The organism is Bradyrhizobium sp. 23 (assembly GCF_023073295.1).
Taxonomy (GTDB): Bacteria; Pseudomonadota; Alphaproteobacteria; order Rhizobiales; family Xanthobacteraceae; genus Bradyrhizobium; species Bradyrhizobium canariense_D.
Genome location: NZ_JADPJF010000092.1, coordinates 1 through 24,196, shown reverse-complemented (window position 1 = coordinate 24,196; position 24,196 = coordinate 1). Strand labels below are relative to the sequence as shown.

Below are 24,196 nucleotides of genomic sequence, written 5' to 3'. Positions count from 1 at the left end.
AACTGCCGCTGATGCCGGCTGAACTGTTTGGCATGGGCGTAGCGGCCCGCCATCATCGCAGCGGCCTTGGCCACGCGAGAATAGTGCGTATTTCGGCGATGGTGAGCGGCGATTTCAGGCGATCGTGAGCAGCTGTTTCGCGCGATGATGAGCAGCGGCTTTGACCGACATGGGTGATTGGTTCAGGGGTTTGAGTTGGCGTCAAGAGTTTGATTGCGGGCGTTCTGCTTTCGCATGCTTTCTCCGGAGAGTTGCAGACGGTGAGCGTTGTGAACGAGGCGATCCAGGATGGCGTCGCCGAGGGTTGGGTCGCCGATAACGTCGTGCCAATGTTCAACAGGGACCTGACTGGTGACGATTGTGGAGGCGCGACCGTGGCGATCATCGAGGATCTCCAGAAGGTCGCGCCGTTCGGGCGGATTTAGAACTGACAGGCCCCAATCATCGAGAATCAGAAGTTGAATGCGGCCGATGGTTTTGAGCAGCCGGCCATATCGGCCGTCGCCGCGAGCCAGGGCGAGCGCTTCGAACAGGCGCGGCACGCGGTGATACTGGACCGAACGATTGTCGCGGCAGGCCTTTTAGCCGAGGGCGCAGGCAATCCAGCTTTTGCCGAGCCCGGTTGCCCCTGTGAAGCTGGAGTCTCTCAGTGGCGGCATGAGCTATCGCCGCAAGTCTCTGAAAAGAGACGTCCTAACCAGGCGGCCTTGTCGATACGTCGGCGTGATCCGTCCCAAGCGGTGGCACTTCGCCGTCCAGCCATTCCTGCTCTTCTGCCAATGAGCGCCACGCCTGTTCCATGCGCCGGTACCGCTTGTAGGCCGGGCTGTCCTTCGAGGGTTCATCTTGGATGTCGAGACACGCAAGGCGTTGGCGATTGAGCACCGGCGTCGCGCTGACTGGCGCAAGGCCGAGGCCGAGGCGGAGCGCTTTCGCGCCGAATGTGATTACCTCAATCGTGCCGTTTCCACATCCCACCTTGGTCAGGTATCGTAGTCGGCGATAATTTTTGATCGGATGGCGCGGCGGACGTACCCGTACCTGATGATCTTGAACGGCCCCGGAGTGCTTCAAGCGCCGGGGCCGTTTTGGTTGGGTATGGCCTGTGGCTACCGCTGATGACCCAGACCGATACCGAGCGCGAGCGCCTTCTGTCTCAGCGAACCTTCGGACCGCTTCATCAGTTTCGAAAGTTTGGCGACAGGGGTGCGAGCTTTGGAATGCGATTTAATCAGTTTAACGTCTTCATTCGTGTATTCTTTGCGTTTGGTCTTAGTCGTTTTAGCCACTGATGCTCTCCGAGCCGATTAAATGGGCGTGCGTAATAGCACGCCGAACTACAGTATCAAGAGACGCTGGCGTTGATGTATGCGTGTCGTCAGCTAAAACTTGAACTATTGCTAGGTGGCGACTAGCCAACATCAGACTGACTGTTAGTCGGCGACTAACCAACAGTTGGCAACTAGTCAGCCATTTGACGATGGTGTGATCTGGTTTGCGCCGGACGAGATCGCGACGCTGGTGGCGCTTCATGAACGTGCAAAAGCACAGCAAATGTAGAAATTGTTCACATCGCGCAGCCGAAATGGTCACCAAGCTAGAGCACGCCCGCGCATTCAAAGAGGAAGATGCCGCTCAGTACTCCAGTCGAGCAGCGCATCTTCAGCGCGGAACGTTCACCTGATGACCTGATGGACGCCCCTGACGAGTTTATGCAGGCCGCCAAGGAGTACACGACCGGCGCGCGCGCGCTGGATCACCCGGCAAATTGAAACTTGATGCGGCCCAGGCTGGTCACGCTTGGTCAGGGCATTCCGCCAGTGCGTAGCGTTTCTCGGCAAGCTGGGCGGCGATGTGCTGCGGCCGGTATTCGAAACCGCAAACTGGATTGTGCCCGAACAGAAACGGTTCCCGTGATCACGCTTTCGGCAGGTCCAATGCTTCGACGGCCCGACTACAAATTTGGGCGGGGTCTTTGAGGCCGGTCTGGCCGATCTCGATTATCTTCTTGGCGATCAGCTCGGTGAGAGGGTCGCTCCGATCTTCTACGCCGATGGCGTGCAGGGCCTGTTCGTAAGCCGTCGAAAGCCGGGCGATTTCGTCCGGGCCCAGAGGTAGGTTCTGCATTATTCGGTAAATGGCCAACGTGCTGCCCCCGCTGGAATACAGCATAGCACTTGCTCAGCGAGCAGAAGTGAACTTTAGACGGTACGGTTAAAGCCAACGCCGTCGCCGCACTTATCAGGCGTTGTGTGAATGCTCCAGCACCCGATCCATCGCCGGATGACTACGGCCCGGCGAACTGTCTTGGTGGATCGGGTCAGAGCCAGACTACCGGGCGCCGTGGGTGTGAAAAGGTCCGCTATTAGCAGTACACCGGCCCTGTCTAGTGCGAGCGTGGAATGACCGGTGATGACCCCAGAGCAGAAGTAATAGACACTGATACCACTCTCTTCCCGGAAGCGCGCGCCACGGGCGAAGGTCGCTACGCTCAATCTAAATCGACAAGATATGCTAGGACCAAGTCTTCGGTCTGAGTTTGGAGAGCTGCCTTTCGATAGATGACAATCTCGGCTTCGTCAGCTCTGCGAACTGCCAACTTGGCCGTGGAGGAGCAAAGCGGGATGCCGTTCGATGTAATCGTGGCCAAGTCCTCACGAACCCAGCCCTCTTTGCATAACTGGGACGCTTCCCGGAAATTCCTGGCCTCGAAGGCGAACGTAGCTTTGCCGTCAACGTCCATCGCGAATACCACGCCTAAGAAAGCAATCATTGACACTCACTTTTCATCGCATCGGACAACCGACCGCGTCGCGAGCGTTTTGCTTCGCTTCACATTTGCTCACGAATAGGCCGCATTTGGGGAGGCGTCGCTAGAGTAATCGGCCCCTTTTGGCCCGCAAGCAACTCCGCTCGTGGCCAGAAAGATCGGTGACGGGTATCAAAGAGGAAGTTGACGTGGCGCGGCCGTGCGGTTCGCAATCCGTTCTCGGTTGCCGCCTTGTTCTCACTCGCTGTCGGACCCTTGGGATAAATCAAGGAATTCAGTCCTAAAGAACAAACAGCGACTGCGAAATATCGGTGCTGCCCGTATCTGAGCTTGAGGTTGAAACTAGTTTCGTTCCGGGAACTGAAACTAAGCCAACGCTGTTACGGAGCCAGCCGTCGTTAACTGCTCAAGGAGTGCGCCATGCCAGAGCGCCGCAGAGTGAAGCAAACCCGCTCCCTTGAAGAAAGGATGGCCGACCAGGCCGCCAAGCTTAAAGCATGGGCAGAGGAGTTGCCCGCCGGCACGGAACGCGAGAGCTTGCTGAGGCAAGCGAGGATTGCCGAGACCGGCGCCCATATCACTGATTGGCTTACTTCGCCCGGCCTGCAACCGCCAAAGTAAATGCCATGGCAGAAGATACTTTTGATCCCCTTGAGCATCTTCGAAAGATAATTGAATCGGTCTTAACCTTCCGCCACCGGAAGCTCCAACAGGATTCCGTCACAGCGGAGTTGGTGGCGATGTCTAAGGACAGCATTTGGCAATCCCGCCAACTGATTGAGAAGGTCGATATAAAACTGAAACGGTAAGGCCGCGCAGGGGCGGTGCCCTGATGCTTACCCGGAAGCGAGGGATCTACATGGAGATCGAGGCACCAAGCTACCGAGACCATGCCGCAGCTCGATAAGGCGCTCTTGTACGGCCGACGTGGTGACTTGGCGCTCAGGCTTGTGCGCGAGATCAGCTGCGCGGGTTCGGCCTGTAGTCGCCTCACAAGCCTCCCCTGGTGGTTAGACATTCTCGGGCGCCCGACTATCAGCTCTTCCAGGCAGGCCGGAACGAGGCGTGTGGGCGTGCTCTAAAGGTTTCAGGCGTGGAACAAACGCCCGCCGGCAGTGCCGCGTGCGTTAAACCCAAGTGCGAAGCCGAACCGAAAATCGGTTCGCAAGAATCGCGCCATCAACTCGCTTGATTGGCGATCGGAAAAACTTAAAAATATTTCTAGTTCATAATCATGATGGCTGTGACGCAAAAACACAAAATAAGGTGGGGAAAAGTAAAAACAGCGGGAGGAAAGTGAATGGAAACTGTACGCCGATTGCGCGCGATGGCGTCGCTGTGTCGACAGAGCGCCGCGTACCATCCCGACAGAAACTGGAACCTGCTCGCCGAGGCGGAGTACTGGGAGCACCTCGCCAATGGACAGCTTGTTAAGGTCTTCGGAGAATGCACGGGCAGCTCCAAGGAATTGGCTGCAAGAAGCATGCACCCCGACATCCGACATGCCAATCTGTGCGACCAAGAGTCTTCCAGAGGGTGAGTGTGCCTCCTACTGCAGTGACGGCTTGATTGGGAACTCTCTGTGTTCAGATCATGCTTGCACTCGCCGGTCGTCACGGTCATCCCTTGTTCAGAGAGGAACCTCTACGCTGCCTGCGGAGACTACACTCAACGGGAGAAACTAGATGAAATTTAGGTACGCACTTTTCGCATTGGCCGCCTTGGGTGGCGCAGTGCTTTCGACCGGAGCCGCTTCAGCAATGCCGCTCGCCCCTATGGGACAGTTCCAGTCCTCCAACGTCGAGAGCGTTGCAATGGTGTGCGGTCCGCGCGGGTGCGTCCGCACGCGACCCGTGTATCGGCGAGGAGCCTATGTCGTCCGCCGCCCCTATGTACGTCGCGGCTATGGCTACCATCGGGGCTATCGTCGGTACTGATGTTGAGAGGGCTTCGGCCCTCTTTTTTCTTCATGAGAGAACCTCAGAATTGAGAAACCAAAAGCGCAACGCACCCAATCAGCGTTGCCGTGCTGAGGGCAACCACGACAAGCGCTCGTTCACTGTGGGCCTGCAGATCCTCTTTATCATCCATGCCTTCTAACTACATGCGGGCGCATTTGGTTTCAGGTGCGCAAGTGAGGCAAGAAAAAGCCCGGACGTTGGTCCGGGCTATTTTGTTACTCGTTATCGTGATGAATGACGGCCTTCTCTCGGCTGCCGTCCTCATTCTCTTTCTTAATGACAGTCGTTCTATCACTTTCCCGAGGCTCGTGCTCCTTGATGACAGTTGTGCGGTCGCGATCAATAGGCCGGTGCTCGTGAGCCTCTCCGACTGTGACGCCTCCGCCCACTGGACCGGCCTGAACTCCAACACCAACTTCATCCGCAATTGCGGGTGTCGTGATCGCAGTCACTATCGCTGCAGCAAACAAGTACTTGCGCATGCTATTCTCCTTCAATTCTCGAATTGGAGAATGTCTGGGTGCGGCAATTCGTTCCTGGAACATAAACTCGTCCTCCCGGATCTTCGCCGCAGTGTCCTCGCCTTTTGCCTAGACGAACAGGATCGATCCTTACCGGCAACGGCCGTTGCAGCGCCTTAGCCTCAATCCATAATCAAAATTCGCTTCGTCACCGCTACAGATGATGTCACGCATGAAGTCGAGAAACTTCGAGCAATCCCCCTCGACCGCCTTCGCGCCGAAGCCGCGCCACAGGTTCAGCCTGTTGCCAACGTCGCCGTCGTGCTGCGGCATGAATGCCATGCCGCCGTCGTATTGCCGCCGCCGTTGGCTTCCGATCCAGTGGCTGCCCATGGGCTCGCTTTTCAATTCGCCCTTCTTGTCCAGATAGAAATGCCGGTATTTGTTGGTGAGGGATACGAAGTCGCCGACGGACTGGGTCATCACGATGGTTTGGCGGCCGGGGAATTCATCCAGCTCGCCGAACGTCACGACGCGGGTCTTGCCGCCGATGGGCAGCACCGCGTGCGCCTTGTTCAGGCGTGCAACGTCGTCTGCGCCGACGGCGGCCGTGTCGACCGGCTCCTCGTCCGGCGCGCCCCACTTCTTCCGGGCGCCGTCGATCAGGGCGTCGAGGTCGTGATCGCTGTAGCCATTGCTGCAGTAGTTCTTGCACATCAGCCTGATCACGCTGTTGGACCAGCCACGGCCGATCATGGTCGCAATCGCGTTGCGGATAGAATTGTGCCACTCGCCGGGCGTGCGGCTGGCCTCCAGCAGCGCCATCAACTCATCATCTTTGCGGCCGGGCTTGGTGTCGGAGCCGGCATTGCCCGAGCCGGTGTTGCGGCTCGCGTGGGGACGACCGGTCGCCTCGTACACGGCGAGATCGTCGCGCTGGTCGATAAACGCACCTTGGACGACCTTCGCGCAATGGTGGGGCTTTGGGCTGTCGCAGACCCAGCCATAGAAGTACGACTGCGAGAGCGCGAAGCTGTCACTCTTGGCGATCACCTCGACGTTGAACGTCGTTTTCAGGACCCCATTGAGCCGCGCTGCCAACTTGTACCGCATCTCGGGCGGCAACGGCTTGGAAGTTGGAGCAATGAGTCGCCAGCGCGGTTTCTCGGGCGTGTGCGATGCCGACGTATAGAGCAACGCGTGGATGCCGGTCGCTTCGACCGCCTTCACTGCATCATCGAAACTGACCTGCTCAACGTCATAGTCCAGCTCGACGCCGGTGACCTCCAGCACGTTGTCGTCGTGTCGCAGGCTGTTCTTCTCGCTGCGCTTGTTGCCGAACTTCGCCAGCTTCAGCCAGGGCAGCTTGCCTTTCTCGCGCGCCGCTGCATTCAGCACACGTTCACGCAATTCCATCAAGGTCAGATTCTCGGTGGTGCAGCGTGTGGCCGCGTAATCCCTGAAGAAGGTGACGTGCACCTTGGCACTGACGACACCATCATCGACAGCGATCGGGACGCCGCCCGGCGAATTGCAATCGTGCACGTTCACGGCTGCACCCCACGCGTTTCGCCGAGGCTACGGACGTGCTCCTTGCAGGCTTCGATCAAGGTTTGAGTTTGGGTCTCAGTGAGACCGTATTTATCCCTTTGCTGCTGCTCCTGATTCCACCAAGTCCGGAGATCATCCGCGCTCTTGGCGAGCGGAATGACCGGCAGCGCCATGGCGACATAGGCGGCTGCCTGACGCTGTTGCTTCGATGGTTGTGTGTGCGCAGGCGCGATGGGATTCATCACCGACATTCTAAAAAATTCCGTGAGAGGATGACGGAGACGGCGGCCTGTGGCGGGCCGCTTTTCTATGGCTAGGCCGCCGCGTGTTCGGTCGCCTAGGACGCATGCTCGCGCGCCCGCCGCCATTCGGCGGCAGCTTCGGCGGTGATGAACACGCGGCGGAACAAATGGGCTTCGCGCGGCCTAACCCGGCTTTGCGCAGCTTGCGATAGCGCTCGCATCCAGACATCGCGCTCCTTATCCGTCGTGAGGATCAGCCACATCGGCTTCGGATGGATCAGTTCAACGATGGCGTTCGGCGTAGTCGTCAGGAACTATAGACAAGGTGCAGGTCCTGAGACTGGCTTTAACTTGTGCCGTCGTGCGCCCGGAGCCGACAGGCTGTGCGATCTGTGTCTGTGTCCTAATTCCCACAGTTGCGACGAAAAGCGCATCCGTTTGTCGCCTTTCGAACAGACGGGCCAAATCCACTCCGCTCCAACTTCACTATTGGAAGCAGCCATCAGTTGGGGAGGCGGAATGGAACGTTCCCTGTTACTTGAGATGACGCGCGACAAATATGTCGAGCGGTGCAAGCAGCGAGCTTTGGATCATCTCGACCGAGGTGATCTTAAGAACTCGGTCGCCTCCTTTGTCGAGACTATGAACGCGCGTCCCGATTGCGAGTTGCCAAACTACTTGGCAAGGCTTGGCGGTTCGCTTCTGACGGCTAACGATGCGCTCGGCTGGAGAACGCTCATTGAAATATTGAGGTGATGGTCCGATGGGATCAAGCCAGCCAAGATCTCTGGCGGAGATCAATTTGACAGTGAAACGAGCCGAGCACTTCGACCGGACACTGATGGATGAGGGGTGGGATGGCGCACTACCGAGCTTACCTTTTGGATCACGACCGCCACGTTATAAGCGTTGCCAATTTGCATTGTGCCGACGAGCAGGAAGCACGGGAACGTGTTCAGGAGCTAGTTGATGCAAATGACATCGAGCTGTGGCAGCTTGATCGTCGCATTGCGGTGTTTGAGGCCCCCAGAAGCAGAACCTCGCACGCGGCGGCAGCGGAAAGCGTTCAGGGGCGGCAACCTCCTAGAATGAAACCGAAGTAAAGGCTGCGACCAAAATAGGCGCACAACTCGGTTGAGCGCGAGGATGGCGGCTCGGCTTGTGGCAACGCTGTCAGCGGCGTCCGACCTTACGCGACCTCGATCATTCGCCCCTTGCTGGCCCGCAGGGTGCGGAGGTAATAGCCTCGCGCGTGAACCGCTGATTTGATCTCATCGCTGACTTTGAAAACTCTTTTTCTGCTCTTGCGCCACTTATGTGCAGAGTAAAGCACGGGTACGGCAGAGCCTGTACTTAGAACGAGCAAGTCGCGCTTGTCATTGCGATAGACATCAAACACCTTTTGTCGCCTGCTAATCTTTGAATGAAATATGTTTTGGTCGTCTCAATCGACGAGCTTAGTATCTCAAATGACTGTGCGGGTTGTAAATGTGCAACTGTTAGCCGCGAATCATTGATCGAAGCGCTGGGCCTGATGCCGTGGCAAAGTCTACGGTGCTATCCCACCTTGAGCGCGCTGGATCAGCCCTATGGCAATCCCGGTGCGAAGCGCGAGGGTGCCGAATTGGCGCTGCGCATGCAGCGTTTCGGTGTTTCACGGTGGGATCCGAATCCCGTCGCTGCATGCGAGGCTGTCGAGACTGAGCAACCACAGCAAGGTAAAGTCGCCAGAAATTAGCGGGATTGCGCTGCCTCGGGTGCCCTAAGAGTGCTCAAGCGCCCGCTTCTCAACACTATCTGCTTTGGCCTCCAAAGGCTTCACGCGCCTCTGCGCGTCCGTCCATAGAGAACCAAAAATGCAAATGGCGGGCAAATAGGACGCCGCGATAGCGAACACAACAAACCATTCATGCCCATTCGATACTTCTTGATCGGCGAATATCGCGATGACGACTAGAAGCGCGGCTAAGGCAAAAGCGACCACCGTGTTGGCCACAACACACCACCTGTACTCTCGGAAAAATTCTATCTTGAAAAGTTCGTACCGGCTTTCAACCCAGTTCAACTCCTCTTCAAGTTCAGGAGAAGGGCGCTCTGCCTCGTCGGGCACCCGGAAGAGCCTCCTGATCCGGGAGATGCGCCGCTCCAACGGCGCGATACCCAATTCGCCGTATAGCTGAAGAACGGCCGTTCCGATGTGCAAGCCAACCCCTAGTTGCACAATGCTTGAAAGATCGCCATATTTCATCGGTCATCCCACCCCATAATGCGCGATTCGTGGCATATAATCCCAACATTCTCCAAGAGGCTCTTCGGGCACGGCGGTTGACCCCCGCTAAGCTGTCGGAGCGACTCGGCATGGAACCGACCGAGCTGTCTCGGGAGCTGCGTCGCGATCCGGAGCCCAAGTCAGACCTTCTTCGATCTGTAGCTCGTGAGCTGGTCTTACCACCGTTCGCTTTTTACATGCAGCGGCTACCTACACTCGAAGAGGCCATTCCAGACTTTCGGTCGGTCAATCCGGAGCCTGCAGCGAAATCCCGCGAGACCGTTGAAGCCATCAGACTAGCGGAAGGCATCCAGCGGACGCTGATCGAACTGGAAGCACCCGGTGTAGAGGCATTGCCGAAGTTTACGGCGACCACCGACGAAGAAATTGACCGCTTTGCTCTTAAAGCTCGTGCGCACTTCTTGATCACGTTAGAGGATCAGCAGGAAGCAAAGGATGCCCGGTCGTTCTACGTTCTGGTGCGCAGAAAAATCGAAGAACTCGGCATCTTGGTTCTGCAGGAGTCGTTTCCTCGCGAGGATGGCAGCGGGTTCTGTTTGGCGCACAAAACGCATCCGCTGGTCCTCATAAACAGCAAACAGCAAACACGTGCACGTCGCCTTTTTACGCTCGTACACGAACTCGGCCACGTGTTGATGGGCCAGACCGGCATTTCGGATCCGTTCGTGAGGAGGAATGCAGTTGAACGGCGCTGCAACCGATTTGCGGGCAGCTTCCTTGCTCCAAAATCTTACATCTCTGGTTTGCTCGGCGGGTCGGTTACGCGAGACCCTGATCTGGATGACGTAAGATGGGCTGCTCGCAAGCTCAAACTTAGTCAGGAAGCGACCGTCCTACGGCTTGAGCAGCTCTCGATTTACAAGGCTGGAAGCCACAGCAAATGGCTTTCGTTGGTCCACGGCAACAATCCCGATTATTCTGAGAAGGGGGGCGGAGGCAAACAGCCGCCAGCACAAGAAAAGGTAAAGCTCGCAAAATTTGGGTTTGCGTTTGCCACGGCGTTCAAGCGGTTTTTGGATCAGGGGCTGATTAGCGAGATCAATCTCTATCGAGCATCCGGTCTAAAGCCGAAGTATCAAAGGTCCTACTTCGACTACGTGAACTCCCTGTCAGCTAACGAGCTCCGGAATCTGGAGCTCGATGATGGCTAAGAAGCCGGATTCTGACTGCTCGTGTGTGATTGATACGAACGGATTGCATGAGCTGGCAACGGCATCGGGCAATCTAAAGGCCACGCTGATCGCTCATTTGGAGGACGGAACCATTGGTGTGCCGAGCTGGGCGTTGCAGGAGTTAAGGGAGCTTTACGAGGACGAGGCAAAAGAAATCGGTCCTCACATCACTAAGCGGATTCAGTTGTCCACGCATGTTGAAGTGCGAGCGGCGCGGATCACAGAGGAATTGCATTTAGGATTTTCGCGAGGTGCTTATGATAGTCACGTCGAGCGGCATACTGCGGCGGTGGCCCTTAACAAGGGCTACATCGTGCTCACATCCGCCGACAACATTGACGCCTATGACGGCATGCAATGCACGGTGAAAGACCTCGCTGGCTGGGCGGAAGAGGTCGCACTGTCGTAATCGTTTTGCCGGTCGGCCTGCCGGTTACCGCGTGACAAATTTGCATCAGGTAATAGACTTGCCGGAATAACGGACATGGCGCTCACCGACATTCAGCTTTTCACCGCGTGCATGGATTTCACGCTGCACCACACCCACGAATCGGAGCAGCAGACCTTCAAGGAATTGGAGACCAGTGGCGCAACCCGGCTGGTTAATGGCCTTGCGCCTCTTTCGACTTCAACGCGCCCGTTCTTGCTGTCGGCATGTTCTCGATGTTTGAGGCTCTGCTGCAATCCAAACTGAAGTGGAAGGACCCGGTCGTCCAACTTGACGACTACCTTCGCGCGCACGACAAGAAAGAACTTGCTTCGGCAATCGCTGACTACAGGCTTGCCGTCAACGCTCTCAAACATGGCGAGGGCAGGAGCCATAAGGAGCTTCTCGCGAGAGCCGATACGCGACGCACCGAGACCGACCCTACCTCGTTCACATTCCCAAGCCTCGATCCAAGTTGCCCAAAAAGGTTTGAGGAACCGCGTGCAAGGGACGCTGGACGGACACCGATTCCGGTTTCTCCTGCCACTTCAACGCGGTAGATAGAGGGGCATTCTCCCACAAGGGGAGAAGGAAGAAGGTTACACATGTGCACTTCCGGAGATGGCCCATCTCTGACCTTCGCGCCGTCCCCGCGTTGGGCTGCTCTCGGCCGCATACCGGACATCGGCTAACGGCATAAGAAGCACAAAGCAGCTCACCGCGAGACCCGGTCTGCTCTCGATGATCTGCGGCAGGCCCGTGAGCTGGCCCTGCTGTTCCGCAAGAGCGAGGAGGCCATCGAGACATTCATCGCGCATCGCGACAACGACGCGCGACTTGCTGATGCCGTATGGCGACGTCGTCATGGTTGCTGTCCACCGTGCTGCGCATCAAGCGCACGCTGGACGGCGCCCAGATTGATCGGATCACCGCGAAGGCGTCGTGGCCGACCTTGCCGTCGGGACGGATGTAGTAGGGGCGGATAAGGTATCGCGGATCGATGTCGGTCTTCTCGACGAACTCATCGATCTCGATGGTGCGTGTAGATTCCAGCGCGATCTCTTCGAGCTCTTCCTTGGAAACCTCGATGAACTGGTCCTTCTCGAGCTGGTACCCCTTGACGATGTCCTCGTTCGGGACCTCCTCGCCCGTGTCGGCGTCGACCTTGAGATACTTGATGCGGTGGCCGGTCTGCGGGTTGAGCTGGTTGAACGAGATCTTCTCGCTCTCCGAGGTCGCCGGGTGAGCGCGACGGGGCAGGTGACGAGCGAAAGGCGCAGGAAGCCTTTCCAGTTCGCGCGGGTGGTCATGGTTACGCAACGCTCCAGGTACGGGGACTTGGATTCAAGACGTACGGGCCCGCGCGGTCCGACAAGCCGGCCGCCGTCCCCGAGATTCATCCGAAGGCCGTCCGCCCTTCGGAAGTCGGGAGAGTGGGTCTTGACTCCTGAGAACAAAATGAGAACATAATCGTGTGAACGCAACCTCCAAGCAGTGCGATTCCGGGCCGGGGTACCTCGACGCCGCCGTCGAGCAGGCGATCGAGGCGTGCGGTGATTGCGCCCGGGAGCCGGAAAGCCTTGCTGGTGGCGAATGGTTAGCGATGCAGCTGCAGGAGCTCCGCTCGAAGGTGTCAACCGGCCACGCCGGGAACGGCTTCCAAGGGCGCGCAAATGCAAGGACGAGCCAGATGTCTGAAGTGACCTACTATGTCGCTCTACCGTTCGTTTTCTCCGACGACAGCGTGGCCGCCGGCGAGGCGGCGGAATGCCCGAGCGCCAACGCCGCGGTCATGCGGCTGAGGCGCTCTCCCGCAAGCCTGGCCATGCCGGCGCCATCGCGTTCTCGCGGACCGGGGAACCGTCAAGCGGCGACTTCAACGACGCCAAGCTGATCCGGAAGTTCGGCGACGTTCCGGACGACCTCAGTACCTCATGAAACTCCACTGGGTCCGGAACGAGATCGCCCGCATGCGTGGGCAGATCCGCGCCCAGGCGCGCGAAATCCACATGCTGCAGCGGGCTGGCGTCGCGACCGTCTCGGCCGAACTGCTGCTCTCGAGGATGCGGGCCAAGGTCGACGACCTCTGCCGAGAGCGGGGCGCGCTCCGGAAGGCCATAGTCGGCAAGGTACGGGCGCGGTCGATATCCAGCGGACGTGAGAGCTGGTTCACACCCGCAAAGTCTTTGAGGCCTAGGCTCCGCCCCGCTGCTTCCGGAAGGAGATCGATGATGGCCGCACACTGGTAAAGGTGCTCTCGCATACGAGGGGCGGGAGCTCGAGGTCGGGGGACTGAGATCATCGTGATCTTTTGCAGCGCGGGCCGCGGCCATGCTCGGAACGAGGTGTCGCAGCGGGTATTGGTGTCTCATGGACGACAGGAAGTGGATTGCCATCATGGTCGCGTCGATGCTGCTGCTGGTCGGCGTCGCTGCGTTGCTGGTGCAGCAACCGGAGCTAGTCGTGACCGGACATTCGGTGGTGAGCGGCCGTCCTTTCGCCTTCTGAGAAGTTAGGCCCGCAGGGGGGCACTGCCCTCACGAATGAGAGGCGTTCAACTACACGGGCGCCTCGCGGGCCGCGAATGCGCGATCGTTTCTGAGCACGTCGCTGCGGAGGCCGGCAGAACAGGCAGGCGACGAAACAGAGGCTGTCAGTATTCGCATGGGAGCAAATCCCGGCTGGGGTCGGCCGGCGCAAGAACGCCGAAGTCGCGGGGAAATCTCCTATTTCGCGGGCGGCCGTAGCGGGCTGTCCGCCCACTTACGGGCCGTCGGGTCCTGCAGCGGGTCGTCTCCGCAATTGGTGCAGACGTACCGCAGCTTCCCGTTGGCGATTTCGTCAGGCACAGCCTTCATCGGCTTGCCGCACGCCGGGCACGCCTTCCGGACCGGATAGGACACTGGCATCTGATTTTCCCCTGCGACGGCCAGTCTACGTCCGCCGCCATACCGATCTCAAGACGGTCGCGGAAAGTTGCAAGAGCGTGTCGTGTGCCTTCTTGACTCAACGACCGCGGGCTACTCAAGTCGGGGCAGTGATGTTGTGGGTGCGTCATGGAGCAGGAATTCTATCAGGGTCTCGCGCAGCGGCCCCGTGTCATCGCCGAAAGGGCCGATCCGTTCACCCGACGTCGTCTGCTGGATCTCGCTAAGCGGTACGACGCCAAGAGCGGCCCTGGGCAATCCGGAGCAACTGAACGACCACTGCCGATCCCGCGCACCACGCCGCCGGCTTCCATCTTCTCCGAACCGGGCGAGGCCTGACCTCACCTACCCTGCCAGCCGGCTGCTCCGTCGCGTTCAGGCAAAGCGGAGATCCGGCGATGTGAATTCAAGGCCGCGCCCTATGTCCGTGTGAAGCTTGCCAGCGAATGCTCGAAAAAGAAGCGCAGCATCTCCCTGGTCGCGTCCGGCCCGCGCGGATCGGTGTAGGACCCGGCAGGACTGCCTCCCGACCAGGCATGGCCGGCCCCGTGAACGCTCCAGTGCTCGGACGTGCCCAAGCCACCTTCATCGGTGAGCATGGTGCGGGTATATGCGTGCCCCTCAGGTACTCGCCCGCGAAGAATTTCCGTCCTCAGGCTCGCATCTTCGCTCGGGCCACGGAGAATCCGGTCAGCATTGCTCGGATGCACCGTGGTGTCGCGATCGCCATGGAAGACGATGGTCGGCACCGATGCGCCAGCCGTCCCGATCGGTCCAGCGCTGCCCTGCCGCATAGCGGCCAGTGCGGACGGAAGGTCGCTGGCAGCCCCGCAGGCCAGGCCGGAGTGGACGCCGACGGCGGCATATAGGTCGGGGTACGTCGCACCCATGATGGCCGCGGCGGCCCCGCCGGCCGACAGGCCTGCGACGTAGACGCGCTTGGGATCGATAGGATGCTCCTGCATGATCTGGCGGGTGATGCCGGCGATCAGCGCAGGCTCGCCGCCATCCCGCCGCTGGTCTCCTGTGCGAAACCAGTTCCAGCATTTCGCATGGTTGGCTCCGCGTGCCTGCTCCGGATAGACAACGAAGCAATTCCGCTCGTCCGCCAGAAAATTCATTCGGGTGCCGGCGGCGAAATCGTCGGGTGACTGGGTGCAGCCGTGAAGCATGACGATGAGGGGACGCGGTCCTCCATCAGCGCGGCTCGGGATGAACAGCTTGTAGGTCCGGCTGCCCGCCGCGTTGCTGAACGTGGCAGAGACGAACCTTGTGCGGTCCGGTGCAATATCCGCGTCGGACAGTGAAGCGCGCCCGACCGGACCTGGCATGCCGAAACCGGAAAGATCTTTCATGCCGCCGAAGGGCGGGGGGCCTTTGTGTCGTTTGGCAGGCGTGGCTTCTGTGGACGGTCCGCTCTCCTTCTCCTCGACGACATTGGCTTTCAGCTCGAGTGTCGGGGGCTCGAGCCTCGCACGCTCAACAGGCACAGCATCTCCCCTTGAGGCTGCGGGGCCGCCATCGCCGCGCAGCATTCGCTGCAATAGTGCAGTGGCTTCGACCAGTTGGCCGGCACGGGTGAGGCGGGTCGCTTCGCGGACCATGTCTGGATTCAGCATCGTTTCACCTCGTTCGGTCGGCGAGAGCGGCCTTGACCGCGGGGCTGGCATGAAGGGCTCCGAGCACTGAGACCGAGGCAATTGTGGCGCGGGCCAGCTCGGGCGTGACGTCTTGGCCGATGGTCGCAAGGCCCAGAACGTTGATGTGCAGCATCTCGCCGTCGCGCCGCGCCCTCTCGAGATCGACGCGGGCATAATTGCGCAGCCCCAGGTCCAGATTTTTACGGGCCGTCGACTGCTTGACCACATCCGCGTGCCGCTCGAGCTGGTTGCGGATCGCCGTCCGAATGAAATCGGTGCGGTTCGAATAAAACCCTTCCTGCACCATGAGGTCGACCTGGCCGAGGTCGACATAGCCAAGGTTGATCGTGATCTTCTCGGTATCGGGGTTTCGGGGTCGCAGTTCGCGTACATTGTCGTTCATCGGTACACCCACCCTTCACCATCCGTTTGGATGGCAGATGGATGGTAAATGGACATTCACGGTGCATTTACAAGGCAGCAAACGTCCCTCCCGTGGCTGCGCTTCGGGATCGGATGTGCTGCCGTTCGCGAACTTCCTGGGGGTGGGACGAACCCTTCGTGCGGCCGTCAGGTCTACTTCCGCCTGAATCAAATCGAGGGCTCGTTAGGTGGCGTGCTATGATCGCGGTCCAGGAGGAAGATACATGTCCACTTCCAAGAAGCCGTTGGAACCCGATGATTTTCCGGTGACCGCCGAAGGACAAAAGATCAAGAAGCAAGACGGCGAGCCCATCGCCAGTACCGATCATCCAGAAATCGCTGCCGACTTGGCCTACCGCATCAACGACGACGAAGCGCGCCGCGAGGAGGACAAGTGGTCGGCCTGAGCGCCTTCTCCCGGCCGTCCAGCAGGGTATCGATCAGCTTCAGTCTGGCGGTCAGGGCTGCCCGCCGCTACGCGCAGCGCCCACACGTCACCATTGCTGCTTTCGTAAAGAACTCGCACGGTCATACCGATCAATCGAACGGGCAATGATCCGTCCAGATTGGCCTAAGGCAGGTCCGAGCATCTGTGCCGATTTGCTCGCTCGCGACGAGCAGGGCGCGCTGCCGCAGCGCCCTGCACAGCTACTTCTGCCCGGACGGCGCCTGGGCGTTCGAGTTGCTCGGGTTATTGGCATTCTGCTTGTTGGCCTCATGATGTCCGATTGCGCAGCCGGCTACCGCCCCGAGCTTCCCATGGCCCGCCATGTGGCCGGCAACACCACCCACGATCGCGCCCTTGATGCATCCTTTGGCCTGCACTGGCGAGGCCAACGCAATTGCGAGCAGGCAGGCAGTGGCGACGATGGTTTTCATGATCGTTCTCCTCCGAAATGAAATCGCACCGATCATCAAGTCGGGGCGAGCATCGCCGTTCCGCGAGAAATTCAGGCTGAGCCATTCCAGTCCCTGCGGCCTACGCCACTCGGTGAGGCTCGTCCCCTTTCACTGCCCTCGCGCGTAGGAAACGTCCCACCTCATGGTGAGTGCACCGGGAGCATCTGAACTCGACCTCCACCTCCCGTGGGATGCTTTTGGGAAGGTTTGCGGCCATAGGCCATGCCCCGCAGTTCGGGCATTTTACCAGCAAGGTATCCGTTTCAAGGATGGTCGAGCTCTCCGCACCCGCGTGGCAACCGCACGAAACTGGAGACGTTCCTGCGCTTTGCGCCGGAGGGACAAGGCGCCGCTGGAGTGCCACCCGCCCGGCAGCAGACGAGGCAGGGACCGAATCTGCTCCAGCTCCCGGACCGAACGGGCGCTCCTGCGAGGGCTTGTAACGTTCGGCGGTCCGTCTACGATCCCGAAATGACAGAGCAAAAAGCTTGCCCGAAATGCGAGAGGACCATGGAGCAGGGCTTCATTCCTAGCCCGGGGCGTGGGCAGTTGCTTTGGTTTGCGGGAGTGCCGCCTGCCACGTACCGCGAGTCGTTCATGTTCGGCAGGAAGGCGCTTACCGTGACGACCTATCGGTGCTCGGCCTGCGGCTATCTGGAATCGTATGCGGAGGGATGATCGCCCGACGCTAAATTGAGTGCTTCATGGAAACGATTGCCACATCTACCGCCCTTGTGCTCGCGATGCTCGTGGCGCTGGCGTTCTATTCTCGCCTGAAAATAACAGGCCTGCAGCGGCGACTGGTCTCGCTGGAAAGAGTTGAAGCAAAGCTCGACTTGCTACTGAAACATGGCGGTCTGAGCTATCAGCCGCTGGGTGGTTCGACAGAAATAGAGGACGCGCTCAAAGCCGGCGAGAAGGTCCGCGCAGTTTCACTTTTCCGTGCCGCGAACGGCTGCACCTTGGCAGAAGCAAAGGCAGCGATTGAAAGGGCGCAGCGGCCGTAGCCAGCGTCCCGTCATCTGCCTCTGAAGCGCTTCGGCGCGCAACGCCGAGACCGGAACTGGTCTTCGCGCCCGCGGTAGCGGACTCCGTGGACGGAACGAATCAGCGTGACGACGTTGAATCGGCATGTGTGCTGTGGCGTTGCGTCAGTCTCGTTGGGGAGTATCGCGTGTCCATGGCGCCGTCAAAGCTGCTATTCCTGGTTACATCGAGCCGTGTGATCCCACGTTGCGCGAGAATCCGCCGCGCGGCGAAGACTGGGTCTACGAGATCAAGGCCGACGGCTACCGCGCGCAGCTGCACCTGCGAGATGCGGACGCCAAGGTCTATTCACGCACCGGCGTGGACTGGACCGAACAATTCTCCTCCATTGCCGCGAGCGCCGACCTACTCAAGGCAAACAGTGCAATCATCGACGGTGAGGCCGTGGTGTACGGCAGTGGCGGCCTGCCCGACTTCCAGCAGCTCAGGCGGGAGCTCGGCCCCAAGCGCAGCGAGCGTGTGCGCTACCACGCGTTCGATCTCCTGTATCTCGACGGCTATTATCTGCGTGGCGTCGCGTATGAGGATCGCAAGCGCCTGCTGCAGCGGCTTCTGAAGAACGCACCGGAAAGCTTCATTTACGTCGAGGCGCTTGCGGCCGACGGCAACGTGATCTTCGACAAAGGGTGCAAACTGGGTCTCGAAGGTCTGGTGGCCAAGCGGCTGGGCGACCCGTACCGCTCGGGTCGGCAGGAGAGCTGGGTCAAGCTCAAGTGCAAGAAGAGCGAGACCTTTCCGATCGTCGCCTTCGTGGAGAAGCTTGGGGCGCGCCCGCGCAAGGTCGCCTCGCTCTACGTCGGCCGGCGCCAGAACGGCAAGCTGCTCTATGCCGGCAAGGTGCGTACCGGCTACAGCGAGACGACGGCGCGCGAATTACGCGAGCGGCTGGATCCGTTCATCCGCAAGACTTCTCCACTCGATATGGCGGTCAAAAAGCCGAAGGCGACCTGGGTTGAGCCGACTCTCGAGGTCGAGGTCCAATATGGCGCGCTGACCGATGATGGCCTGCTCCGCGAAGCTGTGTTAAAGGGTTTTCGCGACGATCTCGCATTGCGCAAGGTCAAGGCGCCGCGGCTGGTGCCCTCCGTGGCCGGCCGGCCGAAGCTGGGCGTCCCCCGAGAGAACATCCTGCAACTTCTGCCCGAAGCCGTTGCTCCGTCGAAAGAAGAACTCGCAGACTATTGGACCAAGGCCTGGAAGAAGGCGCTGCCGCACCTCGGGCATCGTCCGCTGAAGCTCGTGCGCCACGTGCACGGCACGACCTTCTATCACAAGGGGCCGCTGCCGAAGGACATTCCCGCCGCCGTGCACCAGCTGCGTATTCAGAAGCGCGATGGCGGCCAAGGAACGCGCCTGTGGGTCGACAGCCTGGATGGTTTCCTTGGGCTGGTCGAAGTCGGGGCCATCGAGCTGCACCCGTGGAATGCGACCGTCGAGGACTTCGAACATGCCGACCTCATCGTGATCGACCTCGATCCCGGAGACGGCGTCGATTGGGATGCAGTCGTGGAGACCGCGCTCGATCTGCGCACGCTGATGAAGCGCGAGGGGTTCGAGACCTGGCCCAAGCTCACCGGCGGCAAAGGCATTCACCTGATGGCGCCACTGGATCAACCGGTGCTGCACGATAAGGCGCATCGGGTCGCGCATCAGCTGGTCTCCGCTCTCGCAGCGCGCCATCCAGACCGCTATCTCCTGTCTGCTCAGGCAAAGCGTCGCGATCGCATCTTCCTCGATTATCTGCGCAACGGCCGTGGGACCACCGCGATCGGCACCTATTCCCCGCGAGCCCGAAAGGGAATTCCGATCGCAGCGCCCGTGACCTGGAAGCGCATCGAGAGCGGGATCGCGCCGGACGCCTTCACCATCGACAGTCCGTTCCGCGCCAAACCGAGGAGGTGAGCCGTATGTCGGATGCATTCGATCAATGGATGGAATGGCGCGACAAGTCTCTGGGCGACAGGCGCAGCATTCCCGCCGAACTCTATGCCGCGGTGACGTCGCTGCCTGAAGCCGATCGCTCGGACCGGCAGAGGGTCAACGAGGTGGTACGCAGCCATGATGAAGTTCGCCGCGAGGGCAGAGCCGTATGGCTCTACCTTGATGACTACCAGAACGGCAAGTCGCGCACGATCGGAGATCCCGAATGGGTCAAGGTATTTGCATCTGGAGGTGCCGCCGACGCCCGGCTCCAGGACAACGACCCCGAAGGCTTTGCCTGGGAATACGAAGTGGAAGGCGGACCAGTCGAGGGATCGGTCTGGCTCTGCTTGCCCGATTCGGCGTCGAGAGCCACCGGTGAGCCCGATTGGATCAAGCTCTTTGCCTCGAAAGAGCGCGCGCAAAAATGGCTTGAGGGCAACGAGCCAAAGCGCGACATTTGGCAGTACCCGATTCAGGAGTGACACGCATGAGTGCGTTCGTTGACAGCTCCGTCTGGGTCGCTGCGGCCGCCAAGCGGGATGCTCAGAATGAGCGCGCCAAGTCGATCCTTCAGAGCATCGACCACTGGAGGCCGGTAAGCCCAGCGTTTTGATTGCCACTCAGTCACTTCCGGTACTGGTCGTCCCGGACCTTCTCCATCCATTCAACGTTCTTGCCGTTGAGAGTTTCCTGGATCGCGATGTGCGTCATGGCGGTCGTCGCCGATGCGCCGTGCCAGTGCTTCAGTCCGGGCGGAAACCACACGACGTCGCCTGCGCGAATTTCCTCGACCGAACCGCCTTCGCGCTGCACCCAACCGAGGCCGGCAGTGACGATCAGCGTCTGGCCAAGTGGGTGCGTGTGCCAACCAGTCCGCGCCCAGGCTCGAACGTGACATAGGCGCCGCTCGCGCGGGCCGGCTCCGGCGCCTGAAATAGCGGATCTACTCGTACCGTGCCGGTGAACCAGTCTTCGGGCCCCTTCTGTGAAGGGCGGGATCCGTTCCTCTTGATGTCGATGTCCATTTTGGTCTCCTTCCGTGTTGAAGCCGCGAGAACCAGCGGGTGGTGAATTCCGGCGACAGCGACGCTGCCGCCAATGAGGACGGCCCTGCGCTTGATCACGGTCGCTTCTCGATCACGTCCTTGACGACCGGCGCCGCCGAGAATGCGTTGGGCCTGCCGGCGTAAAAGGCGACATGGCCGAGCACCTCGCCGGCTTCCTCCCCCGTCAACCCGTTGTCCATTGCGCGGTTCAGATGATAGGTGATCTGCGCAACTTGACCGGCGGCGATCAGGGGCGCTCAGGGTTACCAGGCTTCGGTCGGGCGGAGCCAGCGCCGGCCTGAGCCAGAGATCCCGGAACAGCACGTCGGTCCTGTACTGGACAAGGCTCGGCGTGATCTGCCCAAACTGCTCTTCGACGCGCGTTGCCCGCTGCTTCTCCGCCGCCTCGTCGAGCGGTAGCTGCGGCCCCGAGGCCGGCGGGAGTTGATCGACCCTGATGTTGCGGGTCGGGAACCCTACGGGCCAGCGAGAAACGGCGTGCAGCGCTTCCTGACTTTGGTGGCTGCGGTCAATTGGCTTTTCGTTGTAAGATGGCTCACGACGGATCCTTCGGAAGGTATGCTCTTGGCATCGCTCCCGCTTGCGAGATGTCACACGCTTTTGCCGAGTATGTAGCGAATCCGAGCGGCAGTTCGTTCATTGTGAACGGTTTGTCGATCAGTTCCACCCCGGGGTCAACCACCTCGTTGTGCACGACGGCGTTGCGCGTGTAGTCCGCCATGAAGAGTACCTTCCGCCGCCCCGCAACAGCCGTGATGCACGCCACGGTGATTGCAGACCGCAGAGCCGTCAGTATGGAGAAGCGTTGCCATTCTGGTGCAGGTACGCTGCATCAAATCCGCCCTCAATGAGGACTCTCTCGACGTCGATCAACTTGACCATCTTCTTCTGCAGATCGAGAACGCCATCCGCGCGGAAGCCCTGAAGAACGCGATTGACGTGTACGACGCTTAGCCCAAGCGCCTCGGCCAATTCAGATTGCGTAACAGGAAACTCAAACTCGTCATCGCCGACGAGTCCGACCGCAGCCAAACGCTCGCGCATTTCGGCGAGAAGATGCGCCATACGGGCCGGTGCTTGGCGCACTGCCACGTTGACGATCCACTCACGGAAGATTGCGGCGTCGATCAGCGTCTCGCACCAGAAAGCGCGCGCGACTGCGGGCCGCTGCTCGATCAGTGCCGAAAGAGCGGAATGGTCGACGAAGCCCAGTGTCGCCTTGGATATTGTCGCCAGATCATGATCCATGACACTGAGAAAAAGACTCTGTAGGTCCGGAATGTCTCCCGGGATGTGGAAGGACAGGATCTGACGCTTTCCGTTCTCGGCAATCTTCGACCGGCAGAGGAAGCCACTCAGGACCAAACAGCTACGTTTGGGGCAATCACCTTCCCGAACGACGTAAGTGTCCGCTGTAAGCTGCTTTACATCGACGGGCAGCGTCTTGATTGCGGCGGCGTCCTCGTCGGACAGCCGAGTGTTCGCACGCAATCGTCGGATCAGGATTTCTGTGGGATGCATGATGATTCTCCTGATGGCCGAAGGCAAGACCATCCGTTGCGGTTGGTTCACAGATGCCAGGAACACGTGATCCAAGTTGCATGGCCAGGTGCAATCGGACGCTACGACGAAAAGCTGAATCTCTCCGGAGTGAGGAACGAGTAATAGGTCCGAGCGGTCCTCAAACCCTCTTATTCACTTTAAGGAGTTGAAACGACCGTGCGATTGCTTCCTGGCTATACGCGACGAGTTCGGTCGTTGTCGAAAGCGTCTCCTTCGTGTGTTGAATACGTTCGGATGTACTCGTCATGCAGCGCACAATTTCCCGCTTAAGGCGGTCCATGCGCGCGTAGAAAGCGCTATTTTGGCAAGTTTGATCCGATCCTGGGATGAACTCTGCCTGAATCAGGCTGCCTTGACCGTGAATGGTGGGATTCATTGGCGCCATCACCCGCACTATCGGACCAGGGCGCGAGCACGACACTAAACTAGATCAAGGTCACGATTGTGCAATTGAGGTACAAGAGGCACCAAAAGTGTCGTCCGGCGTTCTCCCCGCGGAGGAAACCCATGGACAGCCCGCTAATCAGGAAACTGGAGCAGTTCGCGCCGTTCAGTGACGAAGACCGTCAATTGCTGAACCGTATTAGCTGTGAGCGGCAGCGACAGTATGGTCCGGGACAGGACATCATAAGAGAGGGGGAGCATTCTTCTGATATCCACCTCGTCATCACCGGCCTGGCATGCCGCTACAAACACCTTGAAGACGGCGCCCGTCAGATCATGGCGTTCCTGGTGCCCGGCGATCCCTGCGATTCGGAAATCTTCATCCTTGATGAAATGGATCACAGTATCGGGACATTAACGCCAAGCCTCGTCGCATCCATCTCCGGCGAAATCATGAAGGATCTCCTTCTCAATCGACCCAGCATCGCGCTGGCGTTCTGGTGGAACACCTTGCAGGACGAAGGCGTCCTGCGTGAGCGCATCATCGATGTGGGCCGTCGCGACGCATATGCGCGGATCGCGTTTCTGACCTACGAGATATTCCTTCGGATGCGCGCCTTCGGAGTGGTGGACGACCAAAAGTTCGAATTTCCCGTGACTCAGACGGATCTGGCCGACGCGACCGGCCTCACACCAGTGTATGTGAACCGAACGCTGGGACGCCTCCGTCAGGAGAATCTGATCAGCATTGAGGGAAATACCTGGACGGTGTGTGATCCTGCCGGGCTGCGCAATGCGGCACGTTTCGAAAGCAATTATCTGCACCTCGATCGGGCAAAACGGGAGCCTGACAGCGAACCCGCCAAGCGAATGCGTGGGCTGATCTGATGTCTACTTTTCTGGATGCGTGGTCGTCTCCCGCTGAGGGCACTCCGATCAACCTGACGGAGATCGCGTCAGGTATGAGCTGGAGGGAAGCGTGCGAAACCTTGCGCGTTTGCTACAGGTCCGAAGCGTCTTCTCTCAGCATCGTGCCTTTTGACCGCGTTGAAAGCGGAGCACCCGACGACGGTTCCGCTGATGCCATCTATATTATCGTTTCGGGCTATGGGAGTTTGCGCCTGGACGGCAAAGAGATGGAATGCACGGCCGGCGATTTGCTGTTCATCCCGCGGGGCTACCCGCATCGCTTTGAACGTACGGATGGAGAGATCCGGATTTGGAAGATCAGTCTCGCCCAAGATTCTGCTGACAATCTCTAGCTCGCATAGCCGTCCCGCCGCCTTCAGTGCGCTCGGCCTACCGAGTTCCGGTAGTTGCGCATCGCATCGCTCACGCGTGGTTCTCCATCGGCTCCCAACATTGGGTCTGACTCATTTCCGATGAAGTTTGCCGGGCGACTGTGGTTCTCAAACGGAGAATCAGCGCCATGCGGACGGGCTTTCAAA

The 24,196-nt window shown here is 59.5% G+C and carries 32 protein-coding genes and 6 pseudogenes; 18 read left to right on the top strand and 20 right to left on the bottom strand.

Features of this window, described 5'->3' with window-relative positions:
* Nucleotides 1–182 precede the first annotated feature (182 nt).
* The 3 genes and pseudogenes from IVB32_RS22780 to IVB32_RS22770 all read right to left on the bottom strand — a co-directional run.
* Nucleotides 183–629, bottom strand: a pseudogene (locus IVB32_RS22780) (ATP-binding protein); the annotation flags it as partial.
* Between the two features lie 64 nt (nt 630–693).
* The gene (locus IVB32_RS22775) at nt 694–1,074 is read right to left on the bottom strand and encodes a hypothetical protein (protein WP_247368096.1); all 381 of its coding nucleotides are present in this window, start codon (nt 1,072–1,074) and stop codon (nt 694–696) included.
* 35 nt (nt 1,075–1,109) lie between these two features.
* Nucleotides 1,110–1,289: a hypothetical protein gene (locus IVB32_RS22770; RefSeq protein WP_247411483.1), complete on the bottom strand. Its 180-nt coding sequence runs from the start codon at nt 1,287–1,289 to the stop codon at nt 1,110–1,112.
* Nucleotides 1,290–1,628: 339 nt separating this feature from the next.
* On the opposite strand from IVB32_RS22770, the gene IVB32_RS22765 reads away from it, so the two are divergent.
* Nucleotides 1,629–1,772, top strand: a complete 144-nt coding sequence (locus tag IVB32_RS22765) for a hypothetical protein (protein WP_247368040.1) — start codon at nt 1,629–1,631, stop codon at nt 1,770–1,772.
* Nucleotides 1,773–1,917: 145 nt separating this feature from the next.
* Here the strand turns inward: IVB32_RS22765 and IVB32_RS22760 are convergent, their stop codons facing one another.
* Both IVB32_RS22760 and IVB32_RS22755 read right to left on the bottom strand, forming a co-directional pair.
* Nucleotides 1,918–2,172 (bottom strand): hypothetical protein, encoded by a 255-nt coding sequence (locus tag IVB32_RS22760; protein ID WP_247368042.1) that lies wholly within the window; start codon nt 2,170–2,172, stop codon nt 1,918–1,920.
* Nucleotides 2,173–2,491: 319 nt separating this feature from the next.
* Nucleotides 2,492–2,773, bottom strand: a complete 282-nt coding sequence (locus IVB32_RS22755) for a hypothetical protein (RefSeq protein ID WP_247368094.1) — start codon at nt 2,771–2,773, stop codon at nt 2,492–2,494.
* A 417-nt stretch (nt 2,774–3,190) separates the two neighbouring features.
* Here IVB32_RS22755 and IVB32_RS22750 point away from each other — a divergent pair, with 417 nt between their 5' ends.
* The gene (locus IVB32_RS22750) at nt 3,191–3,391 is read left to right on the top strand and encodes a hypothetical protein (RefSeq protein WP_247368044.1); all 201 of its coding nucleotides are present in this window, start codon (nt 3,191–3,193) and stop codon (nt 3,389–3,391) included.
* 466 nt (nt 3,392–3,857) lie between these two features.
* Here IVB32_RS22750 and IVB32_RS22745 read toward each other — a convergent pair whose 3' ends face one another.
* Nucleotides 3,858–4,292, bottom strand: a complete 435-nt coding sequence (locus tag IVB32_RS22745) for a hypothetical protein (RefSeq protein ID WP_247368045.1) — start codon at nt 4,290–4,292, stop codon at nt 3,858–3,860.
* Between the two features lie 350 nt (nt 4,293–4,642).
* Here IVB32_RS22745 and IVB32_RS22740 point away from each other — a divergent pair, with 350 nt between their 5' ends.
* On the top strand, nt 4,643–4,870 hold the full coding sequence (locus IVB32_RS22740; RefSeq protein WP_247368046.1) for a hypothetical protein: 228 nt from the start codon (nt 4,643–4,645) through the stop codon (nt 4,868–4,870).
* Between the two features lie 76 nt (nt 4,871–4,946).
* Here the strand turns inward: IVB32_RS22740 and IVB32_RS22735 are convergent, their stop codons facing one another.
* The 4 genes and pseudogenes from IVB32_RS22735 to IVB32_RS22720 form a co-directional block, all read right to left on the bottom strand.
* On the bottom strand, nt 4,947–5,213 hold the full coding sequence (locus tag IVB32_RS22735; RefSeq protein ID WP_247368048.1) for a hypothetical protein: 267 nt from the start codon (nt 5,211–5,213) through the stop codon (nt 4,947–4,949).
* Between the two features lie 129 nt (nt 5,214–5,342).
* Nucleotides 5,343–6,743 (bottom strand): hypothetical protein, encoded by a 1,401-nt coding sequence (locus IVB32_RS22730; protein WP_247368050.1) that lies wholly within the window; start codon nt 6,741–6,743, stop codon nt 5,343–5,345.
* Nucleotides 6,740–6,994, bottom strand: coding sequence for a hypothetical protein (locus tag IVB32_RS22725; RefSeq protein ID WP_247368053.1), 255 nt, complete (start codon nt 6,992–6,994; stop codon nt 6,740–6,742). Before IVB32_RS22725 ends, IVB32_RS22730 begins: the two co-directional genes overlap by 4 nt.
* Nucleotides 6,995–7,080: 86 nt before the next feature.
* Nucleotides 7,081–7,299, bottom strand: a pseudogene (locus IVB32_RS22720) (hypothetical protein); the annotation flags it as partial.
* A 205-nt stretch (nt 7,300–7,504) separates the two neighbouring features.
* Between IVB32_RS22720 and IVB32_RS22715 the strand changes: the two are divergent.
* The gene (locus IVB32_RS22715; RefSeq protein WP_247368056.1) at nt 7,505–7,741 is read left to right on the top strand and encodes a hypothetical protein; all 237 of its coding nucleotides are present in this window, start codon (nt 7,505–7,507) and stop codon (nt 7,739–7,741) included.
* Between the two features lie 433 nt (nt 7,742–8,174).
* Here IVB32_RS22715 and IVB32_RS22710 read toward each other — a convergent pair whose 3' ends face one another.
* On the bottom strand, nt 8,175–8,384 hold the full coding sequence (locus IVB32_RS22710) for a hypothetical protein (RefSeq protein ID WP_247368059.1): 210 nt from the start codon (nt 8,382–8,384) through the stop codon (nt 8,175–8,177).
* Between the two features lie 24 nt (nt 8,385–8,408).
* Between IVB32_RS22710 and IVB32_RS22705 the strand changes: the two genes are divergently transcribed.
* Nucleotides 8,409–8,723, top strand: coding sequence for a hypothetical protein (locus tag IVB32_RS22705; protein WP_247368061.1), 315 nt, complete (start codon nt 8,409–8,411; stop codon nt 8,721–8,723).
* A gap of 24 nt (nt 8,724–8,747) precedes the next feature.
* Here IVB32_RS22705 and IVB32_RS22700 read toward each other — a convergent pair whose 3' ends face one another.
* Nucleotides 8,748–9,233, bottom strand: coding sequence for a hypothetical protein (locus IVB32_RS22700; protein WP_247368063.1), 486 nt, complete (start codon nt 9,231–9,233; stop codon nt 8,748–8,750).
* Between the two features lie 110 nt (nt 9,234–9,343).
* Here IVB32_RS22700 and IVB32_RS22695 point away from each other — a divergent pair, with 110 nt between their 5' ends.
* From IVB32_RS22695 to IVB32_RS22685, 3 genes are all read left to right on the top strand, one after another.
* Complete coding sequence (locus tag IVB32_RS22695) at nt 9,344–10,426, top strand: ImmA/IrrE family metallo-endopeptidase (protein ID WP_247368064.1); 1,083 nt, start codon at nt 9,344–9,346, stop codon at nt 10,424–10,426.
* Nucleotides 10,419–10,856: a hypothetical protein gene (locus tag IVB32_RS22690; protein WP_247411476.1), complete on the top strand. Its 438-nt coding sequence runs from the start codon at nt 10,419–10,421 to the stop codon at nt 10,854–10,856. The genes IVB32_RS22695 and IVB32_RS22690 overlap by 8 nt, the downstream gene beginning before the upstream one ends.
* Before the next feature lie 75 nt (nt 10,857–10,931).
* A complete protein-coding gene (locus IVB32_RS22685; RefSeq protein ID WP_247368069.1) occupies nt 10,932–11,141 on the top strand; it encodes a hypothetical protein in 210 nt (69 codons plus the stop codon).
* 654 nt (nt 11,142–11,795) lie between these two features.
* On the opposite strand, the pseudogene IVB32_RS22680 reads toward IVB32_RS22685, so the two are convergent.
* Nucleotides 11,796–12,184, bottom strand: a pseudogene (locus IVB32_RS22680) (Ku protein); the annotation flags it as partial.
* A gap of 380 nt (nt 12,185–12,564) precedes the next feature.
* Here IVB32_RS22680 and IVB32_RS22675 point away from each other — a divergent pair.
* The 4 genes and pseudogenes from IVB32_RS22675 to IVB32_RS22660 all read left to right on the top strand — a co-directional run bounded on the left by IVB32_RS22675 (nt 12,565) and on the right by IVB32_RS22660 (nt 14,140).
* Nucleotides 12,565–12,812: pseudogene (locus IVB32_RS22675) on the top strand (hypothetical protein).
* Nucleotides 12,809–13,123: a hypothetical protein gene (locus IVB32_RS22670; RefSeq protein ID WP_247411474.1), complete on the top strand. Its 315-nt coding sequence runs from the start codon at nt 12,809–12,811 to the stop codon at nt 13,121–13,123. The pseudogene IVB32_RS22675 and the gene IVB32_RS22670 overlap by 4 nt, the downstream one beginning before the upstream one ends.
* Nucleotides 13,124–13,244: 121 nt before the next feature.
* On the top strand, nt 13,245–13,382 hold the full coding sequence (locus IVB32_RS22665) for a hypothetical protein (protein ID WP_155809819.1): 138 nt from the start codon (nt 13,245–13,247) through the stop codon (nt 13,380–13,382).
* Between the two features lie 548 nt (nt 13,383–13,930).
* Nucleotides 13,931–14,140: a hypothetical protein gene (locus IVB32_RS22660; RefSeq protein ID WP_247368073.1), complete on the top strand. Its 210-nt coding sequence runs from the start codon at nt 13,931–13,933 to the stop codon at nt 14,138–14,140.
* Between the two features lie 80 nt (nt 14,141–14,220).
* Here IVB32_RS22660 and IVB32_RS22655 read toward each other — a convergent pair whose 3' ends face one another.
* On the bottom strand, nt 14,221–15,420 hold the full coding sequence (locus IVB32_RS22655) for a PHB depolymerase family esterase (protein ID WP_247368078.1): 1,200 nt from the start codon (nt 15,418–15,420) through the stop codon (nt 14,221–14,223).
* Between the two features lie 4 nt (nt 15,421–15,424).
* On the bottom strand, nt 15,425–15,844 hold the full coding sequence (locus tag IVB32_RS22650; protein ID WP_247368081.1) for a CopG family transcriptional regulator: 420 nt from the start codon (nt 15,842–15,844) through the stop codon (nt 15,425–15,427).
* Nucleotides 15,845–16,088: 244 nt separating this feature from the next.
* On the opposite strand from IVB32_RS22650, the gene IVB32_RS22645 reads away from it, so the two are divergent.
* On the top strand, nt 16,089–16,271 hold the full coding sequence (locus IVB32_RS22645) for a hypothetical protein (RefSeq protein WP_247368084.1): 183 nt from the start codon (nt 16,089–16,091) through the stop codon (nt 16,269–16,271).
* Between the two features lie 241 nt (nt 16,272–16,512).
* Here the strand turns inward: IVB32_RS22645 and IVB32_RS22640 are convergent, their stop codons facing one another.
* Nucleotides 16,513–16,743 carry a hypothetical protein gene (locus tag IVB32_RS22640; protein WP_247368085.1) on the bottom strand — a complete coding sequence of 77 codons (231 nt, stop codon included), beginning with the start codon at nt 16,741–16,743 and terminating at the stop codon, nt 16,513–16,515.
* A 725-nt stretch (nt 16,744–17,468) separates the two neighbouring features.
* Between IVB32_RS22640 and IVB32_RS22635 the strand changes: the two genes are divergently transcribed.
* The 3 genes from IVB32_RS22635 to IVB32_RS22625 all read left to right on the top strand — a co-directional run bounded on the left by IVB32_RS22635 (nt 17,469) and on the right by IVB32_RS22625 (nt 20,216).
* On the top strand, nt 17,469–17,771 hold the full coding sequence (locus tag IVB32_RS22635) for a hypothetical protein (RefSeq protein ID WP_247368087.1): 303 nt from the start codon (nt 17,469–17,471) through the stop codon (nt 17,769–17,771).
* Between the two features lie 124 nt (nt 17,772–17,895).
* A complete protein-coding gene (gene ligD / locus IVB32_RS22630; RefSeq protein WP_247411472.1) occupies nt 17,896–19,713 on the top strand; it encodes a DNA ligase D in 1,818 nt (605 codons plus the stop codon).
* A 29-nt stretch (nt 19,714–19,742) separates the two neighbouring features.
* Nucleotides 19,743–20,216 (top strand): hypothetical protein, encoded by a 474-nt coding sequence (locus IVB32_RS22625; RefSeq protein ID WP_247368090.1) that lies wholly within the window; start codon nt 19,743–19,745, stop codon nt 20,214–20,216.
* 142 nt (nt 20,217–20,358) lie between these two features.
* On the opposite strand, the pseudogene IVB32_RS22620 reads toward IVB32_RS22625, so the two are convergent.
* The 4 genes and pseudogenes from IVB32_RS22620 to IVB32_RS22605 form a co-directional block, all read right to left on the bottom strand.
* Nucleotides 20,359–20,753 (bottom strand): annotated as a pseudogene (locus tag IVB32_RS22620) (cupin domain-containing protein).
* 101 nt (nt 20,754–20,854) lie between these two features.
* Nucleotides 20,855–21,230, bottom strand: a pseudogene (locus IVB32_RS22615) (carboxymuconolactone decarboxylase family protein); the annotation flags it as partial.
* A gap of 106 nt (nt 21,231–21,336) precedes the next feature.
* Nucleotides 21,337–21,522 carry a hypothetical protein gene (locus IVB32_RS22610; protein ID WP_247368098.1) on the bottom strand — a complete coding sequence of 62 codons (186 nt, stop codon included), beginning with the start codon at nt 21,520–21,522 and terminating at the stop codon, nt 21,337–21,339.
* Nucleotides 21,523–21,590: 68 nt separating this feature from the next.
* Nucleotides 21,591–22,322, bottom strand: a complete 732-nt coding sequence (locus IVB32_RS22605) for a Crp/Fnr family transcriptional regulator (protein ID WP_247368091.1) — start codon at nt 22,320–22,322, stop codon at nt 21,591–21,593.
* Between the two features lie 549 nt (nt 22,323–22,871).
* Between IVB32_RS22605 and IVB32_RS22600 the strand changes: the two genes are divergently transcribed.
* Nucleotides 22,872–23,636, top strand: coding sequence for a Crp/Fnr family transcriptional regulator (locus IVB32_RS22600; protein ID WP_247411471.1), 765 nt, complete (start codon nt 22,872–22,874; stop codon nt 23,634–23,636).
* Nucleotides 23,636–24,010 (top strand): cupin domain-containing protein, encoded by a 375-nt coding sequence (locus tag IVB32_RS22595; RefSeq protein ID WP_247368092.1) that lies wholly within the window; start codon nt 23,636–23,638, stop codon nt 24,008–24,010. The genes IVB32_RS22600 and IVB32_RS22595 overlap by 1 nt, the downstream gene beginning before the upstream one ends.
* The last annotated feature ends 186 nt before the right edge of the window (nt 24,011–24,196 follow it).

What these genes read in the sequence shown, in the direction of transcription:
- IVB32_RS22765 (WP_247368040.1), top strand. Translation starts at nt 1,629, where the DNA reads ATGCCGCTCAGTACTCCAGTCGAGCAGCGCATCTTCAGCGCGGAACGT.
- IVB32_RS22760 (WP_247368042.1), bottom strand. Translation starts at nt 2,172, where the DNA reads ATGCTGTATTCCAGCGGGGGCAGCACGTTGGCCATTTACCGAATAATG.
- IVB32_RS22755 (WP_247368094.1), bottom strand. Translation starts at nt 2,773, where the DNA reads ATGATTGCTTTCTTAGGCGTGGTATTCGCGATGGACGTTGACGGCAAA.
- IVB32_RS22750 (WP_247368044.1), top strand. Translation starts at nt 3,191, where the DNA reads ATGCCAGAGCGCCGCAGAGTGAAGCAAACCCGCTCCCTTGAAGAAAGG.
- IVB32_RS22740 (WP_247368046.1), top strand. Translation starts at nt 4,643, where the DNA reads ATGTCGTCCGCCGCCCCTATGTACGTCGCGGCTATGGCTACCATCGGG.
- IVB32_RS22735 (WP_247368048.1), bottom strand. Translation starts at nt 5,213, where the DNA reads ATGCGCAAGTACTTGTTTGCTGCAGCGATAGTGACTGCGATCACGACA.
- IVB32_RS22725 (WP_247368053.1), bottom strand. Translation starts at nt 6,994, where the DNA reads ATGTCGGTGATGAATCCCATCGCGCCTGCGCACACACAACCATCGAAG.
- IVB32_RS22715 (WP_247368056.1), top strand. Translation starts at nt 7,505, where the DNA reads ATGGAACGTTCCCTGTTACTTGAGATGACGCGCGACAAATATGTCGAG.
- IVB32_RS22705 (WP_247368061.1), top strand. Translation starts at nt 8,409, where the DNA reads ATGAAATATGTTTTGGTCGTCTCAATCGACGAGCTTAGTATCTCAAAT.
- IVB32_RS22700 (WP_247368063.1), bottom strand. Translation starts at nt 9,233, where the DNA reads ATGAAATATGGCGATCTTTCAAGCATTGTGCAACTAGGGGTTGGCTTG.
- IVB32_RS22695 (WP_247368064.1), top strand. Translation starts at nt 9,344, where the DNA reads ATGGAACCGACCGAGCTGTCTCGGGAGCTGCGTCGCGATCCGGAGCCC.
- IVB32_RS22690 (WP_247411476.1), top strand. Translation starts at nt 10,419, where the DNA reads ATGGCTAAGAAGCCGGATTCTGACTGCTCGTGTGTGATTGATACGAAC.
- IVB32_RS22685 (WP_247368069.1), top strand. Translation starts at nt 10,932, where the DNA reads ATGGCGCTCACCGACATTCAGCTTTTCACCGCGTGCATGGATTTCACG.
- IVB32_RS22670 (WP_247411474.1), top strand. Translation starts at nt 12,809, where the DNA reads ATGAAACTCCACTGGGTCCGGAACGAGATCGCCCGCATGCGTGGGCAG.
- IVB32_RS22665 (WP_155809819.1), top strand. Translation starts at nt 13,245, where the DNA reads ATGGACGACAGGAAGTGGATTGCCATCATGGTCGCGTCGATGCTGCTG.
- IVB32_RS22660 (WP_247368073.1), top strand. Translation starts at nt 13,931, where the DNA reads ATGGAGCAGGAATTCTATCAGGGTCTCGCGCAGCGGCCCCGTGTCATC.
- IVB32_RS22655 (WP_247368078.1), bottom strand. Translation starts at nt 15,420, where the DNA reads ATGCTGAATCCAGACATGGTCCGCGAAGCGACCCGCCTCACCCGTGCC.
- IVB32_RS22650 (WP_247368081.1), bottom strand. Translation starts at nt 15,844, where the DNA reads ATGAACGACAATGTACGCGAACTGCGACCCCGAAACCCCGATACCGAG.
- IVB32_RS22645 (WP_247368084.1), top strand. Translation starts at nt 16,089, where the DNA reads ATGTCCACTTCCAAGAAGCCGTTGGAACCCGATGATTTTCCGGTGACC.
- IVB32_RS22640 (WP_247368085.1), bottom strand. Translation starts at nt 16,743, where the DNA reads ATGAAAACCATCGTCGCCACTGCCTGCCTGCTCGCAATTGCGTTGGCC.
- IVB32_RS22635 (WP_247368087.1), top strand. Translation starts at nt 17,469, where the DNA reads ATGGAAACGATTGCCACATCTACCGCCCTTGTGCTCGCGATGCTCGTG.
- ligD (WP_247411472.1), top strand. Translation starts at nt 17,896, where the DNA reads ATGTGTGCTGTGGCGTTGCGTCAGTCTCGTTGGGGAGTATCGCGTGTC.
- IVB32_RS22625 (WP_247368090.1), top strand. Translation starts at nt 19,743, where the DNA reads ATGGAATGGCGCGACAAGTCTCTGGGCGACAGGCGCAGCATTCCCGCC.
- IVB32_RS22610 (WP_247368098.1), bottom strand. Translation starts at nt 21,522, where the DNA reads ATGGCGGACTACACGCGCAACGCCGTCGTGCACAACGAGGTGGTTGAC.
- IVB32_RS22605 (WP_247368091.1), bottom strand. Translation starts at nt 22,322, where the DNA reads ATGCATCCCACAGAAATCCTGATCCGACGATTGCGTGCGAACACTCGG.
- IVB32_RS22600 (WP_247411471.1), top strand. Translation starts at nt 22,872, where the DNA reads ATGGACAGCCCGCTAATCAGGAAACTGGAGCAGTTCGCGCCGTTCAGT.
- IVB32_RS22595 (WP_247368092.1), top strand. Translation starts at nt 23,636, where the DNA reads ATGTCTACTTTTCTGGATGCGTGGTCGTCTCCCGCTGAGGGCACTCCG.